Annotated in this window: 17 protein-coding genes; 3 read left to right on the top strand and 14 right to left on the bottom strand. The window is 64.2% G+C overall.

Annotated features, from left to right (window positions below):
* Positions 1 to 59 precede the first annotated feature (59 nt).
* Together fghA and PNI01S_RS20120 are read right to left on the bottom strand one after the other, a co-directional pair.
* A complete protein-coding gene (gene fghA / locus PNI01S_RS20125; protein ID WP_084358881.1) occupies positions 60 to 911 on the bottom strand; it encodes an S-formylglutathione hydrolase in 852 nt (283 codons plus the stop codon).
* A gap of 45 nt (positions 912 to 956) precedes the next feature.
* The gene (locus PNI01S_RS20120; RefSeq protein ID WP_024766063.1) at positions 957 to 2,069 is read right to left on the bottom strand and encodes an S-(hydroxymethyl)glutathione dehydrogenase/class III alcohol dehydrogenase; all 1,113 of its coding nucleotides are present in this window, start codon (positions 2,067 to 2,069) and stop codon (positions 957 to 959) included.
* Between the two features lie 216 nt (positions 2,070 to 2,285).
* Between PNI01S_RS20120 and PNI01S_RS20115 the strand changes: the two genes are divergently transcribed.
* From PNI01S_RS20115 to yedF, 3 genes are all read left to right on the top strand, one after another.
* Positions 2,286 to 3,179, top strand: a complete 894-nt coding sequence (locus PNI01S_RS20115; protein ID WP_084358880.1) for a LysR substrate-binding domain-containing protein — start codon at positions 2,286 to 2,288, stop codon at positions 3,177 to 3,179.
* A gap of 68 nt (positions 3,180 to 3,247) precedes the next feature.
* The gene (yedE, locus tag PNI01S_RS20110; RefSeq protein ID WP_084358879.1) at positions 3,248 to 4,474 is read left to right on the top strand and encodes a selenium metabolism membrane protein YedE/FdhT; all 1,227 of its coding nucleotides are present in this window, start codon (positions 3,248 to 3,250) and stop codon (positions 4,472 to 4,474) included.
* Entirely contained in the window at positions 4,440 to 4,688 is a 249-nt protein-coding gene (yedF, locus tag PNI01S_RS20105; RefSeq protein ID WP_024766066.1) for a sulfurtransferase-like selenium metabolism protein YedF, read from the top strand. Before yedE ends, yedF begins: the two co-directional genes overlap by 35 nt.
* 227 nt (positions 4,689 to 4,915) lie before the next feature.
* Here yedF and ispD read toward each other — a convergent pair whose 3' ends face one another.
* The 12 genes from ispD to fabZ form a co-directional block, all read right to left on the bottom strand.
* Positions 4,916 to 5,614 (bottom strand): 2-C-methyl-D-erythritol 4-phosphate cytidylyltransferase, encoded by a 699-nt coding sequence (gene ispD / locus PNI01S_RS20100; RefSeq protein ID WP_084358878.1) that lies wholly within the window; start codon positions 5,612 to 5,614, stop codon positions 4,916 to 4,918.
* Positions 5,611 to 5,895, bottom strand: a complete 285-nt coding sequence (ftsB, locus tag PNI01S_RS20095) for a cell division protein FtsB (RefSeq protein WP_017521200.1) — start codon at positions 5,893 to 5,895, stop codon at positions 5,611 to 5,613. The genes ispD and ftsB overlap by 4 nt, the downstream gene beginning before the upstream one ends.
* A gap of 63 nt (positions 5,896 to 5,958) precedes the next feature.
* Positions 5,959 to 7,248 (bottom strand): phosphopyruvate hydratase, encoded by a 1,290-nt coding sequence (gene eno, locus PNI01S_RS20090; protein ID WP_015476278.1) that lies wholly within the window; start codon positions 7,246 to 7,248, stop codon positions 5,959 to 5,961.
* Between the two features lie 104 nt (positions 7,249 to 7,352).
* Complete coding sequence (kdsA, locus tag PNI01S_RS20085; protein WP_024766068.1) at positions 7,353 to 8,198, bottom strand: 3-deoxy-8-phosphooctulonate synthase; 846 nt, start codon at positions 8,196 to 8,198, stop codon at positions 7,353 to 7,355.
* 2 nt (positions 8,199 to 8,200) lie between these two features.
* On the bottom strand, positions 8,201 to 9,829 hold the full coding sequence (gene pyrG, locus PNI01S_RS20080; protein ID WP_024766069.1) for a CTP synthase: 1,629 nt from the start codon (positions 9,827 to 9,829) through the stop codon (positions 8,201 to 8,203).
* A gap of 171 nt (positions 9,830 to 10,000) precedes the next feature.
* Positions 10,001 to 11,320: a tRNA lysidine(34) synthetase TilS gene (tilS, locus tag PNI01S_RS20075; RefSeq protein WP_084358877.1), complete on the bottom strand. Its 1,320-nt coding sequence runs from the start codon at positions 11,318 to 11,320 to the stop codon at positions 10,001 to 10,003.
* Between the two features lie 69 nt (positions 11,321 to 11,389).
* Positions 11,390 to 12,340 carry an acetyl-CoA carboxylase carboxyl transferase subunit alpha gene (accA, locus tag PNI01S_RS20070; RefSeq protein WP_065084293.1) on the bottom strand — a complete coding sequence of 317 codons (951 nt, stop codon included), beginning with the start codon at positions 12,338 to 12,340 and terminating at the stop codon, positions 11,390 to 11,392.
* Positions 12,341 to 12,453: 113 nt separating this feature from the next.
* Positions 12,454 to 15,984, bottom strand: coding sequence for a DNA polymerase III subunit alpha (gene dnaE, locus PNI01S_RS20065; RefSeq protein ID WP_024766072.1), 3,531 nt, complete (start codon positions 15,982 to 15,984; stop codon positions 12,454 to 12,456).
* Positions 15,985 to 16,138: 154 nt separating this feature from the next.
* Positions 16,139 to 16,750: a ribonuclease HII gene (rnhB, locus tag PNI01S_RS20060; protein ID WP_024766073.1), complete on the bottom strand. Its 612-nt coding sequence runs from the start codon at positions 16,748 to 16,750 to the stop codon at positions 16,139 to 16,141.
* Positions 16,750 to 17,892, bottom strand: coding sequence for a lipid-A-disaccharide synthase (lpxB, locus tag PNI01S_RS20055; protein WP_084358876.1), 1,143 nt, complete (start codon positions 17,890 to 17,892; stop codon positions 16,750 to 16,752). The genes rnhB and lpxB overlap by 1 nt, the downstream gene beginning before the upstream one ends.
* 2 nt (positions 17,893 to 17,894) lie before the next feature.
* The gene (gene lpxA, locus PNI01S_RS20050; protein ID WP_024766075.1) at positions 17,895 to 18,671 is read right to left on the bottom strand and encodes an acyl-ACP--UDP-N-acetylglucosamine O-acyltransferase; all 777 of its coding nucleotides are present in this window, start codon (positions 18,669 to 18,671) and stop codon (positions 17,895 to 17,897) included.
* Complete coding sequence (gene fabZ, locus PNI01S_RS20045; protein ID WP_024766076.1) at positions 18,668 to 19,108, bottom strand: 3-hydroxyacyl-ACP dehydratase FabZ; 441 nt, start codon at positions 19,106 to 19,108, stop codon at positions 18,668 to 18,670. Before fabZ ends, lpxA begins: the two co-directional genes overlap by 4 nt.
* Between the last annotated feature and the right edge of the window lie 36 nt (positions 19,109 to 19,144).

The following is a 19,144-nucleotide window of genomic DNA, read 5'->3' as shown; positions in this document are numbered from 1 at the left end:
GAAAAAACGCCCTGTTGATGTCAGGGCGTCGATTCTACCGGATCACTGCGCCCAGGGTGTCAGCCGCAGAGCGCCGCGGCATGGTGGCGCAGGTGATCTTCGATGAAGCTCGCAATGAAGTAATAGCTGTGGTCGTAACCGGGCTGCAGGCGCAGGTCCAGCGGATGACCAACCGCAGCGGCGGCTTCGCGCAGCGCTTCGGGCTTGAGTTGCACGGCGAGGAAGTCGTCGCGCTCGCCCTGGTCCACCAGGATCGGCAGGCGCTCGCCGGCGTGGGCCAGCAGTTCCACTGCATCCCACTCGCGCCAGGCGGCCGGGTCCTCACCCAGGAAGCGGCCCAAGGCCTTCTGGCCCCATGGGCAGTCACTCGGATGCGTAATGGGCGCGAAGGCCGATAGCGACAGGTAGCGCCCCGGATTTCGCAGCGCGCAGATCAATGCGCCATGGCCACCCATGGAGTGCCCGCTGATGCCGCGTTTCCGGGAAACTGGGAAGTTCGCCTCGATCAGCGCCGGCAGTTCCTGCACCACGTAGTCGTGCATGCGGTAATGGCGGGCCCAGGGTTCTTGCGTGGCATTGACGTAGAAGCCGGCACCAAGGCCGAAGTCCCACGCGCCATCCGGATCGCCCGGCACTTCCGGGCCGCGCGGGCTGGTATCCGGCGCAACGATCACAATCCCGAGTTCCGCGGCCACGCGCTGGGCGCCGGCCTTCTGCATGAAGTTCTCGTCGGTGCAGGTCAGGCCGGACAGCCAGTAAAGCACCGGAAGGCCCGCCTCTGGCTCGGCCTGCGGCGGCAGGTAGACCGCAAAGACCATCTCGCAGCCGAGCGTCTCGGAGCGATGGCGATAGCGCTGGTGCCAGCCGCCAAAGCTCTTCTGGCTGCTGATCAGTTCGATGGAATCCGTCATGGAGCCTCCTGTGAGGGCGGGCGCACAAGGCGCCCGGCGGTTCGATCAGTAGTGGATGACGGAGCGGATGCTCTTGCCTTCATGCATCAGGTCGAAGGCTTCGTTGATCTTCTCCAGGCCCATGGTGTGGGTGATGAAGGTATCCAGCGGGATCTCGCCCTTCTGCGCCTTTTCCACGTAGCTCGGCAGCTCGGTGCGGCCTTTCACGCCGCCGAAGGCGGAACCGCGCCAGACGCGCCCGGTAACCAGCTGGAACGGACGGGTGCTGATTTCCTGGCCGGCACCGGCGACGCCGATGATGGTGGATTCGCCCCAGCCCTTGTGGCAGCACTCCAGCGCCGCACGCATCAGCTGGACGTTGCCTACGCATTCGAAGGAATAGTCCACGCCGCCGTCAGTCATTTCGACAATCACTTCCTGGATCGGCTTCTGGTGATCCTTCGGATTGACGAAATCGGTGGCGCCCAACTCCTTGGCGATATCGAACTTCGCCGGGTTGATGTCCACCGCAATGATGCGCGAGGCCTTGGCCATCTTCGCGCCGATGATCGCCGCCAGGCCGATGCCGCCCAGCCCGAAGATGGCGACGGTAGCGCCCTCCTCCACCTTGGCGGTATTGAGCACCGCACCGATGCCTGTGGTGACGCCGCAGCCGAGCAGGCAGACCTTCTCCAGCGGCGCTTCCTCGGGGATCTTCGCCAGGGAGATTTCCGGCAGCACGGTGTATTCGGAGAAGGTCGAGCAACCCATGTAGTGGTAGATCGGCTCGCCCTTGTAGGAGAAGCGGCTGGTGCCATCGGGCATCAGGCCCTTGCCCTGGGTGGCACGCACGGCCTGGCAGAGGTTGGTCTTGCCGGATTTGCAGAATTTGCACTCGCGGCATTCGGCGGTGTACAGCGGGATCACATGGTCACCCACTTTCAGCGAAGTCACGCCCTCGCCCACCGCTTCGACGATACCGCCGCCTTCATGACCCAGGATGCACGGGAACACACCCTCGGAATCCTGGCCGGACAGGGTGTACGCGTCGGTGTGGCAGACGCCGGTGGCGACGATGCGCACCAGGACTTCACCCTTCTGCGGCGGCGCCACATCGACTTCGACGATTTCCAACGGCTTGTTGGGGGCGAAGGCAACGGCAGCACGGGACTTGATCATCTGGAAACTCCTGAACGAAGGAAACGACAACGCCCGCCTGGGGCGGACGGGTTCGGCGCGACGGCCGAGAAACCGGGACGGGCCGGAGCCCCGTCGGGGAACATTCGGGGCGGCCGACGAAAAGTGCGCCCCAAAGCCTTGGAAGTGTAGAAAACCTCCTGTCAGGGAATAATCAGGCAATAATCAAAACATTATTGCTATACAGGGACAATCCACATGCACCGCTGGGAAGGACTGGACGAATTCGTTGCCGTCGCCGAAACCGGTCAGTTCACCGCCGCCGCCGAGCGCCTCGGCGTATCTTCATCCCACGTCAGCCGCCAGGTCGCGCGGCTGGAGGAGCGCCTGCAGACGCGCCTGCTTTACCGCAACACCCGAAAGGTGACGCTGAGCGAAGCCGGCCAGACCTTCCTGCAGCATTGCCGGCGCCTGCAGGACGCTCGCGAGGAAGCCTTGCGGGCGGTGAGCGATCTATCTGCCGAGCCCAAGGGACTGCTGCGCATGACCTGCGCGGTGGCTTACGGCGAGCGGTTCGTGGTGCCACTGGTGAACGGGTTCATGGAGCAGTTTCCACAGTTGCGCGTGGAGATAGAGCTGTCCAACCGCCAACTCGACCTGTTCCACGAAGGCTTCGACCTGGCGATCCGCCTGGGGCGCCTGAGCGACTCCCGGCTGGTGGCAACCCGTCTGGCGCCGAGGGTGATGTACCTCTGTGCAACGCCGGGCTACCTCGCCCACCACGGCGCGCCACACAGTGTGGCAGAGCTCGCGCAACACAATTGCCTGGTGGGCAGCAGCGACCAGTGGAGTTTCCTCGAGGACGGCCGCGAAACCCAGCACCGGGTGCAGGGCAACTGGCGCTGCAACAGCGGCCAGGCGGTGCTGGACGCGGCGTTGCGCGGCTTCGGCCTGTGCCAACTGCCGGATTACTATGTGTTGGAACACCTGCGCAGCGGCCGCCTGGTTTCCTTGCTGGACCAACATCAGCCGCCCAATACCGGGGTCTGGGCGCTTTATCCACAGCAGCGGCACCTGTCGCCCAAGGTGCGGCAACTGGTGGATCACCTCAAGGAAGGCCTACAGCATCTTCAGCCCGCTCCTTTGCCATGAAGCAAGCGGCTGAAAGTGGCCTTGGCTAGAATGGGCGGTTTCCCACCCTTCGGATCAAGGACGACGAGATGTCAGCCCTTTCTTCCTTCCGCGAGCGTTTTCTGCTGCGCTTCTGGTCGCCACTGCCAACCCTGGTCGCCCTGGGTGTCATCTCGGCTTACTACTTCGCCATGACCGGCACCTTCTGGGCCGTCACCGGCGAGTTCACCCGCTGGGGCGGCCACATACTGTCCTGGTTCGGCCTGCAGCCGCAGGAATGGAGCTACTTCAAGATCATCGGCCTGCAGGGCACGCCGCTGGATCGCATCGATGGCGTGATGATCATCGGCATGTTCCTCGGCGCGCTGGTCTGTGCGCTCTGGGCCGGTAACGTCAGCCTGCGCTGGCCGACCAGCAAGCGCCGCCTGCTGCAGGGCTTGATAGGCGGCGTGATTGCCGGCTTCGGCGCACGCCTGGCGATGGGCTGCAACCTGGCAGCCTTCTTCACCGGTATCCCGATGTTCTCGGTGCACGCCTGGGCCTTCATGTTCTCCACCGTGATCGGCGCCTGGTTCGGCGTGAAGATCAGCCTGCTGCCCTTCCTGCGCATTCCGTTGAAGGTTGGCGGCAAGGCGGCAGCCCTGCCGAGTGCCGAAGCCCTCGCTCGCCGTGCCAAACTGCAATGGCGCCTGGGCATGGGCGTACTGGCGCTCGCCGCGCTGTTCGCTGCCTGGCGCTTCGAAGTCTCGCTGGTGCTGGGCATGGCCTGCCTGTTCGGCCTGCTGTTCGGCGGCCTGATCGAGCGCGCGCAGATTTGCTTCACCAGCGCCGCCCGCGACCTCTGGACCACCGGCCGGACCCAGGCCGCACTGGGCATCCTGCTGGGCATGGCCGCTGCCTGCATCGGCACTTTCGCGGCGATCCACAACGGCCTGCCGCCGAAGATCTTCTGGATGGGACCGAACGCCGTGATCGGTGGCGTGCTGTTCGGCATCGGCATCGTGCTGGCCGGCGGCTGCGAGACCGGCTGGATGTACCGCTCGATGGAAGGCCAGGTGCATTTCTGGGTGGTCGGCGTCGGCAACGTGATCGGCGGCACCCTGGTCGCGGTGTTCTGGGACCAGCTCGGCACCAGCCTCGCGCTGCCTTATCCCAAGCTCAATCTGCTGCAGGAGTTCGGCCCCGGCGGCGGCCTGCTGATCACTTTCGCCGGCCTCGCGCTGTGCATGCTGCTGGTGCAGCTCAACGCGCAGCGCTTCACTCGTAGACGGAAGACCAACGATGTCCGAAACCAAGACGCCGACGCTGTCGCTTGACCTGCGCGGCGAACACTGCCCGTACAACGCCATCGCCACCCTGGAAACTCTGGAGACGCTCAAGCCGGGCGATCTGCTGGAAGTGGTCACCGACTGCTCGCAGTCGGTCCATGGCATTCCGGAAGACACCCGGCGTCATGGCTATCATTGCCTGGCAGTGGAGCAGCACGGCGCGCTGTTCCGCTTCCTGATCGAAGTACCGCTACTGGGCTGAAGCTGCTCTTGTAAGAGCGGACTCCGTCCGCGACGGGCTTCCGACGCGACTCGAACCTATCGCGGACAGAGCCCGCTCCAAGGGTTCGGCCCAGGGCGCAGTCTGTAGAAGCGAGCTTGCTCGCGAACAAGGTTTCCGGCGACTTCAGTGCTGGCCAAGTTCGCGAGCCAGCTCGCTCCTACAGAGGTCGGATATGCCGCGACCGGTCAAGTGCCGGCCAGCAATAATCAGTGCTTGGCGAAGCTACGCTGCAGGCGCTGCAGGTCTTCCGGGGTGGTGACCTTGATGTTGTCCACCCGCCCTTCCACCATGCGCGGCGCATAGCCCGCCCACTCCATGGCAGACGCCTCATCGGTGATGGCCGCGTCGGCCACCAGCGCATAGGCGAGCGCGCGGTGCAGGGCGCCGAGACGGAACATCTGCGGGGTGTAGGCCTGCCAGACCACGCTGCGATCGATGGTTTCGACCACGCGGCCATCGGCGCCGACGCGCTTCAAGGTGTCCCGCGCGGGCACGCCGAGCAGGCCGCCTACGGCGTCGAACTCCAGCTCTTCCAGCAGGCGGTCCAGGTCGGTACGCGCCAGGTTCGGGCGAGCGGCGTCGTGCACCAGTACCCAGTCGTCCGGCGTGGCGCCCAGTTCGGTCAGACGCAGCAGGCCGTTGAGCACGGAATCGGCGCGCTCGCGGCCGCCATCGGCGCACTGGATCAGCTCATTGGAAGCGCTGGGCAGGGTCGGCCACCAGGGATCGTCGGCGGCCAGGCACACCACGAGTCCCTTCAGGCGGGGATGACCGAGGAAACAGTCGAGGGTGCGCTCGAGAATGCTGCGACCGGCAAGGTCGAGGTATTGCTTGGGGCGGTCGGCGCGCATCCGCGAACCGATGCCGGCGGCCGGGATGATGGCCCAGAAGGCGGGAGTGGTCATTGCGCGAGCTGGTAGAGGGTTTCCTTGTCCTTGACCATGCCGAGTTCGTGACGGGCACGCTCCTCGACGGTCTCGGTGCCTTTCTTGAGCTCGGCGACTTCCGCCTCGAGGATGCGGTTACGTTCGAGCAGGCGCTCGTTCTCGCCCTGCTGGTCGGCGATCTGCTTCTGCAGGTCGCGCACCTGCGCCAGGCTGCCATCGCCAACCCACAGGCGATACTGCAGGCCGGCCAGCGCCAGGATCAGCACGACGAACAGCCAGTAAGGGCTACGTAACCTCAAACCTTCAGCTCCCTATACGCAAAGGGGTGGCTTCTGCCACCCCTTCACCGTACCAGACTCGGATCAGCCGCGGAATTCCGCGCGACCACGGTACGGCGCCTTGGCGCCCAGTTGCTCTTCGATACGCAGCAGCTGGTTGTACTTGGATACGCGGTCGGAGCGGCAGAGGGAGCCGGTCTTGATCTGACCAGCGGCGGTGCCGACTGCCAGGTCAGCGATGGTGCTGTCCTCGGTTTCGCCCGAACGGTGCGAGATCACCGCGGTGAAGCCGGCGGCCTTGGCCATCTGGATGGCTTCCAGGGTCTCGGTCAGCGAGCCGATCTGGTTGAACTTGATCAGGATCGAGTTGCCGATCTTCTCGTCGATGCCGCGCTTGAGGATCTTGGTGTTGGTCACGAACAGGTCGTCGCCGACCAGTTGCACCTTCTCGCCGATCTTGTCGGTCAGGACTTTCCAGCCAGCCCAGTCGGACTCGTCCATGCCGTCTTCGATGGAGATGATCGGGTAGCGCTGGGTCAGGCCCGCCAGGTAGTCGGCGAAACCTTCGGCGCTGAATACCTTGCCTTCGCCTTCGAGGTCGTACTGGCCGTCCTTGAAGAACTCGGAGGAGGCACAGTCCAGGGCCAGGGTCACGTCATCGCCCAGCTTGTAGCCGGCGTTGGCGACGGCTTCGGCGATGGCGGCCAGGGCGTCTTCGTTGGAAGCCAGGTTCGGCGCGAAGCCACCTTCGTCACCCACGGCGGTGTTCAGGCCACGGGCTTTCAGCACGGCTTTGAGGTGGTGGAAGATCTCGGCGCCCATGCGCAGGGCGTCGGCGAAGTTCTTGGCGCCAACCGGCTGGACCATGAACTCCTGGATGTCGACGTTGTTGTCGGCGTGCTCGCCGCCGTTGATGATGTTCATCATCGGAACCGGCATGGAGTACTGGCCCGGGGTGCCGTTCAGGTCGGCGATGTGCGCGTACAGCGGCACACCCTTGGCCTGGGCAGCGGCCTTGGCGGCGGCCAGGGACACGGCGAGGATGGCGTTGGCGCCCAGCTTGCCTTTGTTCTCGGTGCCGTCGAGGTCGATCATCGCGTGATCCAGACCTTTCTGGTCAGCCGCGTCCTTGCCCAGCAGCAGGTCGCGGATCGGGCCATTGATGTTGGCCACGGCTTTCAGCACGCCCTTGCCCAGGTAACGGCTCTTGTCGCCATCGCGCAGTTCGAGCGCCTCGCGGGAACCGGTGGATGCACCGGACGGGGCGCAAGCGCTGCCGACGATGCCGTTGTCCAGGATCACGTCCGCTTCAACGGTCGGGTTGCCGCGGGAGTCCAGGACCTCACGGCCCTTGATGTCGACGATCTTTGCCATTCTTGATAACACTCCGAAGATAGAGATAAACGGGGCGGCTGGTGAGACATCAGAATCGGCTCGATGACCTGCCGTGCTCAGCGCGGCAGGCATCGAGCCGAGTCTCAGGCAGTCTCGATAATGGGGAAACTCTTGACCAGGTCGTCCAACTGCTTGAGCTGGGACAGGAAAGGCTCGAGCTTGTTCAGGCGCAGGGCGCATGGACCGTCGCACTTGGCGTTCTCGGGGTCCGGATGGGCCTCCAGGAACAGGCCAGCCAGGCCCTGGCTCATGCCGGCCTTGGCCAGGTCGGTGACCTGGGCGCGGCGGCCGCCAGCGGAATCGGCGCGACCACCCGGCATCTGCAGGGCATGGGTCACGTCGAAGAACACCGGGTACTCGAACTGCTTCATGATGCCGAAGCCGAGCATGTCCACCACCAGGTTGTTGTACCCGAAGGAGGAGCCACGCTCGCAGAGGATCAGCTGGTCGTTACCTGCTTCCTCGCACTTGCGCAGGATGTGCTTCATCTCCTGCGGTGCAAGGAACTGGGCCTTCTTGATGTTGATCACCGCATTGGTCTTGGCCATGGCCACGACCAGGTCGGTCTGCCGCGACAGGAAGGCCGGCAACTGGATGATGTCGCAGACCTCGGCCACCGGGGCGGCCTGGTAGGGCTCGTGCACGTCGGTGATGACCGGCACCTTGAAGGTCTTCTTGATCTCTTCGAAGATCTTCAGCCCTTCTTCCATGCCCGGACCACGGAACGAGGTGATCGAGGAACGGTTGGCCTTGTCGAAGCTGGCCTTGAACACATAAGGGATGCCGAGCTTCTCGGTCACCTTCACGTACTCTTCGCAGACCTGCATCGCCAGGTCGCGCGACTCCAGCACGTTCATGCCGCCAAACAGCACGAACGGCAGGTCGTTGCCGATCTGGATATCACCGACGCGGATGATCTTCTGGGTCATGTTCAGGCTTTCCCGGCTTGTTTCAGGGCGGCATTGACGAAGCCGCTGAACAGCGGGTGGCCATCACGCGGGGTGGAGGTGAATTCCGGGTGGAACTGGCAGGCGACGAACCACGGATGATCCGGAGCCTCGACCACTTCGACCAGCGCGCCGTCGCCGGAGCGGCCGGAGATCTTCAGGCCGGCAGCTTCCAGTTGCGGACGCAGGTTGTTGTTCACTTCGTAGCGGTGACGGTGACGCTCGACGATCACTTCCTTGCCGTAGCAATCGTGCACCAGGGTGCCGGCGGACAGCAGGCACTCCTGGGCGCCCAGGCGCATGGTGCCGCCCAGGTCGGAAGCCTCGGTGCGCACTTCGGTGGCGCCGGTAGCGTCCTGCCATTCGGTGATCAGGCCGACGACCGGGTGGCCGCTGGACTTGTCGAACTCGGTGGAGTTGGCATCGGTCCAGCCCAGCACGTTGCGGGCGTACTCGATGACAGCCACCTGCATGCCCAGGCAGATGCCCAGGTACGGGACCTTGTTCTCACGGGCGTACTGCACGGCGGTGATCTTGCCTTCCACGCCGCGCAGGCCGAAGCCGCCCGGAACCAGGATGGCGTCGGCGCCTTCGAGCAGGCTGGTGCCCTGCTGCTCGATGTCCTCGGAGTCGATGTAGCGCAGGTTGACCTTGGTGCGGCTCTGGATGCCGGCGTGGGTCATGGCTTCGATCAGCGACTTGTAGGCGTCGAGCAGTTCCATGTACTTGCCGACCATGGCGATGGTGACTTCACGCTCGGGGTTGAGCTTGGCGTCGACCACGCGGTCCCACTCGGACAGGTCGGCCGGGCCGCACTCGAGGCCGAAGCGCTCGACGACCAGGTCGTCCACGCCCTGGGCGTGCAGTACCGACGGAATGCGGTAGATGGTGTCGACGTCTTCCAGCGAGATGACCGCGCGCTCTTCCACGTTGGTGAACAGGGCGATCTTGCGGCGGGAGGACACGTCCACCGGGTGGTCGGAGCGGCAGATCAGGATGTCCGGCTGCAGGCCGATGGAACGCAGTTCCTTGACCGAGTGCTGAGTCGGCTTGGTCTTGGTCTCGCCGGCGGTGGCGATGTACGGGACCAGCGTCAGGTGCATCAGCATGGCGCGGCGCGAACCGATCTCCACGCGCAACTGGCGGATGGCCTCGAGGAAAGGTTGCGATTCGATATCACCCACGGTACCGCCGACTTCAACCAGGGCCACATCGGCATCGCCGGCGCCCTTGATGATGCGACGCTTGATCTCGTCGGTGATGTGCGGGATCACCTGCACGGTGGCGCCCAGATAGTCACCGCGGCGCTCCTTGCGCAGCACGTCCATGTAGACGCGGCCGGTGGTGAAGTTGTTGTTCTGGGTCATCGTGGTACGAACGAAACGCTCGTAGTGGCCCAGATCGAGGTCGGTCTCAGCGCCGTCGTGGGTGACGAACACCTCACCGTGCTGGAACGGGCTCATGGTGCCCGGGTCGACGTTGATGTAGGGGTCCAGCTTGAGCATCGTGATCTTCAGGCCACGCGCTTCCAGAATGGCAGCCAAGGAAGCCGAGGCGATGCCTTTCCCCAATGAAGAAACAACACCACCCGTGACGAAGATGTAGCGCGTCATGAAAAGCCCTGAATGTCAGCGTTTAGGCGGCTCGGCCGCCGGGGAAGCGAAGGTGTCGGGTACAAGACCCGGCTCACGACTTCGTCGTGAAAATAGCGAACTCCCACTGATTCGAAGGCGAATCAACAGGAGCGGTACAAGACGGGAGCGTAGTCTACCGGAAAGCCGCTATCAGCTCAAACCCGAGTCATTCGTCGGAGGTGTCCAGCGCAGGGTCCAGCCCTGCCCAGCCTCCACCCGCAAGCCCGGCAGCAGCGCGACACCGAGCAGTTCGTCGGCTCGCCAGAGCAGCGGCAGACGGCCGCGCAGGAAAGCCGGCACCGCTGCTTCGTTGAGCAGGCGCTTGAGGTCACGACTGCCGCGACCGACCAGCGCCATCACTTCTCCGCCCTGCCGGTAGCGAACCTCCAGCGGCCCTTTAGGCGCTTCGCCGTCAAACCGCAACTCACCATTGCCCGGCAGCGAAAGTACCTGCGAAGGGTCGCGCCAGCTCTGATTGGCCGGTACGAAACCCAGCCAGGGATTGGCCAGCCACCAGAGCCGACCGTGGGCACGGCGCAGCTCGCCATCGGCAAGGCGCCAGATCGGCTCGGCGTCTTCGCGAGCATCGCGCAGGTCCCGCCAACCGACCCAGTGGGCACTGTCCGGCAAGCGCGCCAGGGGCGCGAGCCAGTGGCGCAGGGCATTGCGCTGGCGTGGCTCGCTCAGCTGCGCCAGTGCGGCGACGGCCAGTGAGGGCAATTGCATACCGATGTATTCGTCTCGGGCTCCGGCCGACACCAGGTCGTTCTGCGCCAGTTCGGCGAGCAGCCCATCGGCCTCCGCCAGGTGCTCGGCACTGCGGGCGATGGTCTCCACCGCCGACGGCCAGCGCTGGACGATGCCCGGCACAACGTGGTTGCGCAGATAGTTGCGGTCGAAGTCGTCGCAAGCATTGGACGGATCGTCGACCCAACCCAGCCCATGGCGACGGGCGTACCTCTCCAGCTCCGCGCGACTGATGCCCAGCAACGGACGCAACAGCATCCCAGCCCCCAACGGTCGACAAGCGGCCATTCCGGACAAGCCGCGCACTCCGGCACCACGGAAAAGCCGGAAAAGAACGGTTTCGGCCTGGTCGTCACGGTGCTGCCCGGTCAGCAGGCATTCCCCCTCCCCCAGCGCCGCGGTGAAAGCCGCATAACGCGCCTCCCGCGCCGCGCGCTCTAGGCTTGCACCACCATCGACTTGCACGCGCGTCACCCGCAAGGGCACACCGATACCATCGCAGAACCGCTGACAATGTTCCGGCCAAGCGTCAGCGACGGCCTGCAGGCCGTGGTGAACGTGAATGGCGGAGAGAGGAGGCACGGGTTGCCGGCGGGCCAGCCCGGCCAGGAGATGCAGCAGGACGGTGGAATCCAGCCCGCCGGAAAAGGCAACGTGCCAAGCCGGCGCAGCACACCAGGGAGCGAGGAGACTCAGCAGTCGGGATTCGAATTCAGCAGACATGGCGCAGGTCGGCAGGGTCGGGGACGAGGCAAGGATACCTCGTCACCCGCACTGCGCCGAATGCGTTGATCAGGCGACACCGTAGCTCATCAGGCGCTCGTAGCGGCGCGCAAGGAGCTCTTCGGTACTTAGTTGGCCCAGGGTGTCGAGCTGGCCGAGCAGGGAATTGCGGATGGTCTCGGCCATGGCGGCCGGGTCGCGGTGGGCGCTGCCCAGCGGCTCCGGGATAACGTTGTCGACGATACCCAGATCCTTCAGGCGGTTGGCGGTGATGCCCATGGCCTCGGCCGCTTCCGGTGCTTTCTCGGCGGTACGCCAGAGAATCGAGGCGCAACCTTCGGGCGAGATCACCGCATAGGTGGAGTACTGCAGCATGTTCAGCTGGTCGCACACGCCGATGGCCAGCGCACCGCCCGAACCACCTTCGCCAATCACGGTAGCAATGATCGGGGTCTTCAGGCGCGCCATGACACGCAGGTTCCAGGCGATGGCCTCGCTCTGGCCACGCTCTTCGGCGTCGATGCCCGGGTAGGCGCCGGGGGTGTCGATGAAGGTCAGGATCGGCATCTTGAAGCGTTCGGCCATTTCCATCAGGCGGCAGGCCTTGCGGTAGCCTTCCGGGCGCGGCATGCCGAAGTTGCGACGGACCTTCTCGCGAACTTCGCGGCCCTTCTGGTGACCGATGATCATCACCGGCTGGTCTTCCAGGCGAGCAACGCCGCCGACGATGGCGGCGTCATCGGCGAAGTGACGATCACCGTGCAGCTCTTCGAACTCGGTGAAGATGTGCTCGATGTAGTCGAGGGTATAGGGACGACGCGGATGGCGAGCGAGCTGGGCGATCTGCCAGCTGGACAGGTTGCCGAAGATGTTCTCGGTCAGCGCCTTGCTCTTTTCCTGAAGACGGGAGATTTCGTCGGTGATGTTCAGGGCGTTGTCGTTACCGACCAACCGCAGCTCTTCGATCTTGGCGTGCAGGTCGGCAATGGGCTGTTCGAAATCGAGAAAATTCGGGTTCATGGGCTATCCGTCGTTCTGTTGGCGGCTGGGCCTGGTCCGTAGGCGCCCTACCTTACGGTATCGGGCGCCGAGGGTCGAGACTGGCGAGCGGGCGGCGTTTGGCCACCGCCACGCTAGCGGTAGTTCAGGAAGACGTTGTCGCGGCCGAACTGGTCACGCAGCGCTTGAATCAGGTTGTCTGCCGGGTCGATCCGCCACTGCTCGCCGAACTGCAGCAGCGCGCGTGCCGACTCGCCACTGTAGTCGACGGTGACCGGACAACTGCCCCGGTGGCGGGTGCACAGATCGGCCAGCCAGCGCAGGCGATCGCCCTTGAGCGCATCGGCATGCACGCGCACGCGCAGGCTCTCGGCCAGCGACGTGCGGGCCTCTTCCAGGCCCATCACGCGCTTGGCGCGCAGGCGCAGGCCGCCGGAGAAATCGTCCTGACTGACTTCGCCCTCGATCACCACCAGCGCATCGGTCTGCAGCAGCGCCTGGTTGGCGGCGAAGGCTTCGGCGAACAACGAGGCTTCGATGCGGCCGGAGCGGTCGTCCAGGGTCACGAAGCCCATCTTGTCGCCGCGCTTGTTCTTCATTACCCGCAGGTTGACGATCAGGCCGGCGACAGTCTGGGTATCCCGTGCGGGTTTCAGCTCGACAATGCGCTGGCGGGCAAAACGTCGCACCTCGCCTTCGTACTCGTCGATGGGATGGCCGGTCAGGTACAGGCCGAGGGTGTCCTTCTCGCCTTTCAGGCGCTCCTTGAGGTTGAGCTCCTTGACCTTGCGATGGTTGGCGTAAACGTCCGCCTCGGGCTCGGCGAAGACGCCGCCGAACAGGTCCATGTGGCCGCTGTCATGGCTTCGCGAGGTCTGCTCGGCGGCCTTGACGGCTTCTTCCATGGAGGCCAGCAGCACGGCGCGGTTGATGTCGACGTGGGCGTGGTAGGCCTTCTGCTCCTCAAAGAAGTGCGGGCCGAGACGGTCCAGCGCACCGGCGCGGATCAGCGCTTCCAGGGTCCGCTTGTTGACGCGTTTGAGATCGATGCGATCGCAGAAGTCGAACAGGTTCTTGAACGGGCCGCCTTCGTTGCGGCACTCGGTGATGGCTTCCACCGGGCCTTCACCGACGCCCTTGATCGCGCCCAGGCCGTAGACGATCTGGTCGTCCTCATCCACGGTGAAGCGGAACTCGGAGTTGTTCACGTCCGGCGCAAGAATGCGCAGCTTCATGTGGCGGCACTCTTCGATGAGCGTCACCACCTTGTCGGTGTTCTGCATATCCGCGGTCAGTACCGCAGCCATGAACGGGGCCTTCCAGTGGGTCTTCAGCCAGGCGGTCTGGTACGACACCAGGCCGTAGGCGGCCGAGTGGGACTTGTTGAAGCCGTAGCCGGCGAACTTTTCCACCAGATCGAAGATGTTGCCCGCGAGGTTGGCGTCGATGCCGTTGCCGGCACAACCTTCGATGAAGCCGCCGCGCTGCTTGGCCATTTCCTCGGGCTTCTTCTTGCCCATGGCGCGGCGCAGCATGTCCGCACCACCGAGGCTGTAGCCCGCCATCACCTGGGCGATCTGCATCACCTGTTCCTGGTACAGGATGATGCCGTAGGTCGGCTTGAGCACCGGTTCCAGGCCAGCGTACTGGTAATCCGGGTGTGGGTAGGAAATCTCTTCGCGACCATGCTTACGGTTGATGAAGTCGTCCACCATGCCCGACTGCAGCGGACCGGGACGGAACAGCGCCACCAGTGCGATGAGGTCTTCCAGACAGTCCGGCTTGAGCTTCTTGATCAGCTCCTTCATGCCACGCGATTCAAGCTGGAAGACCGCGGTGGTTTCAGCCTTCTGCAACAGGTCGTAGGTCTTCTTGTCGTCCAGCGGAATGCGGTCGATGTCGACCAGATTCGGGTCGCCGTTCTTCTTCTGGATACGATGGATGATCTCCATCGCCCATTTGATGATGGTCAGGGTGCGCAGGCCGAGGAAGTCGAACTTCACCAGGCCGGCAGCTTCCACATCGTCCTTGTCGAACTGGGTCACCAGGCCGGCGCCCTCCTCGTCACAGGCGATGGGAGCGAAGTCGGTCAGCTTGGTCGGCGCGATCACCACGCCACCGGCGTGCTTGCCGGTACCACGGGTGACACCTTCCAGCTTGAGCGCCATGTCCCAGATTTCCTGGGCTTCCTCGTCGGACTTGAGGAAGTCGCGGAGCATTTCCTCCTGTTCGAAGGCCTTCTCCAGCGTCATGCCCACTTCGAAGGGAATCATCTTCGACAGCTTATCGGCCAGGCCGTAGGATTTTCCCTGCACCCGCGCCACGTCACGCACCACCGCCTTCGCGGCCATGGAGCCGAAGGTAATAATCTGGCTGACCGCATTGCGGCCGTAGGCGCCGGCCACGTAGTCGATCACCCGGTCGCGGCCTTCCATGCAGAAGTCGACGTCGAAGTCGGGCATGGAAATACGTTCGGGGTTCAAGAAACGCTCGAACAGCAGGTCGTAGGCCAGCGGATCGAGGTCGGTGATCTTCAGCACGTAGGCGACCAGCGAACCGGCCCCCGAACCCCGGCCGGGGCCGACAGGCACGCCGTTGTTCTTGGCCCACTTGATGAAGTCCATCACGATCAGGAAGTAGCCGGGGAACCCCATCTGGATAATGGTGCCCAGCTCGAACTCCAGACGGTCAACGTAGATCTGCCGCTTCTCTTCGTAGTTCGGCGTGGTTTCCTTCGGCCACAGCACCGCCAGGCGCTCCTCCAGGCCCTCGTAGGAGACATGGCGCAGATATTGGTTGATATCCATGTCGTCGTAGGGGATCGGGAAGTTGGGCAGGAAGTACTTGCCCAGTTGCACCTCGATATTGCAGCGCTTGGCGATCTCGACGGAGTTTTCCAGCGCTTCGGGGATATCGCTGAACAGCTCGGCCATTTCTGCCGGACTCTTCAGATACTGCTGGTCAGAGTAGTGACGCGAGCGGCGCGGATCGTCCAGCGCACGGCCTTCACCGATGCACACGCGGGTCTCATGGGCCTCGAAGTCTTCCTGCTTGATGAAGCGCACGTCGTTGGTCGCCACCAGTGGCGCGCCGCTGCGCTCAGCCAGGGCCACGGCGGCATGCACGTGTTCTTCGTCGTTGACGCGGTTGGTGCGCTGGATGTCGAGGTAAAAGCGCTCCGGGAACACTTCCAGCCACTCGGCAAGCAGCGAGTCGGCCAGGGCATCGTCGCCTTCCAGCAGGGCCAAGCCGATCTCGCCTTCCTTGGAGCCGGACAGCGCGATCAGGCCCTCGGCGGCCTCCTTTACCCACTGGCGCTCGATGATGATCTCGCCGTTGCGCTGGCCTTCCTGCCAGCCGCGGGAAATCAGCTCGGTGAGGTTGCGATAGCCCTTGGCGTTCATCGCCAGCAGGGTCAGGCGGGTCAGCGGGCCGTCCTCGTCGCGGTTGGCCAGCCAGATGTCGGCGCCGCAAATCGGCTTGATGCCGCCGCCCATGGCCGTCTTGTAGAACTTTACCAGCGAGCACATGTTGCTCAGGTCGGTCACCGCCACCGCCGGCATACCCGCCCCGCCAACCGCCTTGATCAGCGGCTTGACCCGCACCAGGCCGTCGACCAGGGAGAATTCGGTGTGCAGACGCAGGTGAACGAAGGTGGCGGTCATGGTGGTCCTTGGCAAACGCGAAAAACGGCAAGCCCCGGATTGTACCGGGGCTGTCCGCAAAGCTACAGGGATCAATGGGCCAGCCGTCGCAGCCGCTGCGTCAACGCACCGGAGAACAGCCTGCCAGGAATATTTTCAGAGTAATAACAGGGCGTTACAGGATGCCGCCGGCGTCTTCGAGCAAAGCGCGCACCGGGCCGAACGAACGGCGATGAATGGGCGTGGGGCCCAGGCGCTTGAGAGCTTCGAGGTGCACGGGAGTCGGGTAGCCCTTGTGCCCGCCGATGCCGTAGCCTGGGTACTGCGCTTCCATTTCCTGCATCTCGCGGTCGCGGCTGACCTTGGCCAGGATCGAGGCCGCGGCGATAGCCGGAACCTTGGCGTCACCCTGCACCACCGGCGCCGAAGGGACTTTAAGTTTCGGGCAACGATTGCCGTCGATCAGCGCCAGTTTCGGCGTGACGCTGAGGCCTTCCACCGCGCGCTGCATGGCGAGCATGGTGGCATGAAGGATGTTGAGCTGGTCGATCTCGTGGACGTCCGCTCGGGCGATGCACCAGGCCAGGGCTTTCTCGCGAATCTCGTCGAAGAGCTTTTCCCGCTTGGCTTCGGTGAGCTTCTTGGAATCGTTCAACCCGTTGATTGGCCGCGCCGGATCGAGAATCACCGCAGCGGTGACCACGGGACCGCACAGCGGACCACGGCCAACCTCATCAACACCGGCGACCAGCTCTTCGACAAGGGTGAAGTCCAGGCCCATCTGCATCAGCGTTTCTCCATCAGGGCGAGCACCGCCTCGGCGGCCTGCGCTGACGCATCCTGGCGCAGGGCGCGATGGATGGCGTCGAAGGGTTCGGTCTGCACGCTGCCGTCGTCGAGCAGCGGCGTCAGGGTCGCGGCCAGCGCCTCGGGCGTCGCCGCATCCTGGATCAGTTCCGGCACTAACAGTCGGCCGGCCAGCAGGTTCGGCAGCGAGATGTACGGACTCTTCACCAGACGCTTGAGAATGCGGTAGGTCATAGGCGCCACCTTGTAGGCAACGACCATCGGCCGCTTGTACAGCAGCGCTTCCAACGTGGCAGTACCAGAGGCGATCAGCACGGCATCGCAGGCGGCGAGGGCCTCGTGGGAAGCGCCGTCGAGCAGTTGCACCGGCAAATCGCGACCGGCGAGCATCTCTTCGATCTGCAGGCGACGCTCGGGACTGGCACAGGGCAACACGAAACGCAGGCCGGGGCGATCCTGGAGCAGGCGCTGGGCAGTATCCAGGAACAGCACGCCGAGCTTGCCGACCTCCCCTCCCCGACTGCCAGGCAGAAGTGCCACGACGCTGGCGACCTGCGGCAGGCCAAGGCGCTCGCGCGCACCGGCACGATCAGCCTCCAGGGGGATGGTATTGGCCAGCGGATGGCCGACGAAGCGCACCGGCACCGCATGCTCTTCGTAGAAGCGCGCTTCGAAGGGGAAGAGCGCCAGCATCAGGTCACAGGCTTGCTTGATCTTCAGCACACGCTTCTGCCGCCAGGCCCAGACCGACGGGCTGACGTAGTGCACCGTGCGGATGCCTGCTTGGCGCAGCTTCAGTTCGATGTTCAGGTTGAAGTCCGGCGCATCGATGCCGATGAACACATCCGGCTTCGCCGCGATCAGCATCTGCACCAGGTCCTTGCGCCGGCGCAGCAGTTCGCGCAGGCGCCCGAGGACCTCGAACAGCCCCATGACGGAGAGGCGTTCCATGGGGAAGTGCGACTCCAGCCCTTCGGCCTCCATGCGCGGGCCGCCGACACCGATGAACTCGATGTCGGGGTGGCGCTGCCTGAGCGCCTGCATGAGACCGGAGCCGAGGATATCGCCGGACGCCTCGCCCGCGACCAGGGCGACGCGCAGCTTGCGTGCGGTGCTTTGCATGGTCAGCGAGTGATGCCGCGGGTGGAGCTCTGGATGGAATCGCGGAACACCGCGACTTCCGGGAACTGCGCGGAGGCTTCAGCCAGTTCGGCCAGCGCCTCGTCCACCGTCAGGCCCTGGCGGTAGACCACCTTGTAGGCCCGGCGCAGCGCCTGGATCGACTCGGCGCTGAAACCACGACGGCGCAGGCCCTCGAAGTTCATGCTGCGGGCCTCGGCCGGGTTGCCGAAGACCGTGACATAGGCCGGGACGTCCTTGCCGATGGTGGTTCCCATGCCCGAGAAGGCGTGGGCACCGATACGGCAGAACTGATGCACCAGGGTATAACCGGAGAGGATTGCCCAGTCATCCACGTGAACATGACCCGCCAGCGCGGTGTTGTTCACCAGGATGCAATGGTTGCCGATCACACTGTCATGGCCGACGTGGACGTAGGCCATGAACAGGTTGTGGTCGCCAATGGTGGTTTCCGAGCGGTCCTGGATAGTGCCGCGATGAATGGTGACACCCTCGCGGATCACGTTGTGGTCGCCGATCACCAGGCGAGTCGGTTCGCCCTTGTACTTCAGGTCGGGGGTATCTTCACCCACGCTGGAGAACTGGAAAATCCGATTGTGCTTGCCGATCTTCGTGGGGCCTTTGACCACCACGTGGGGACCGATCACCGTACCTTCGCCGATCTCCACATCCGGCCCGACCATGGACCAGGGGCCCACTTCTACGTCGTCAGCCAGCTTTGCGCGCGGGTCGATGATGGCGCGAGGATCGATCAAACTCATAGTTTGCGTTCCGCACAGATGATTTCAGCCGAGCAAACCGGCTTACCGTCCACGGTGGCGTTGCAGTCGAACTTCCAGATGCCACGCTTGACGCTGAGGAACTGGGCGTTGAGCTGCAGCTGGTCCCCCGGCAACACCGGCTGGCGGAAGCGCAGCTTGTCGGAACCGACGAAGTAGTACAGGGTGCCATCGGCCGGCTTCACGTCGAGCATCTTGAAGCCGAGGATGCCGGCGGCCTGGGCCATGGCCTCGATGATCAGCACGCCCGGCATGATCGGATGCTGCGGGAAGTGGCCATTGAAGAACGGCTCGTTGATGCTGACATTCTTGTAGGCGCGAATGCGCTTGCCTTCGATGTCCAGCTCGACCACCCGATCCACCAGCAGGAAGGGGTAGCGATGAGGCAGGTATTCGCGAATCTCGTTGATGTCCATCATGTTCAGGGGAGCCTGTTCAGAAAAGGGAAACGCCAA

It is taken from the genome of Pseudomonas nitroreducens NBRC 12694, assembly GCF_002091755.1.
GTDB classification, from domain to species: Bacteria; Pseudomonadota; Gammaproteobacteria; order Pseudomonadales; family Pseudomonadaceae; genus Pseudomonas; species Pseudomonas nitroreducens.
This window is presented reverse-complemented; position numbering and strand designations above follow the sequence as displayed.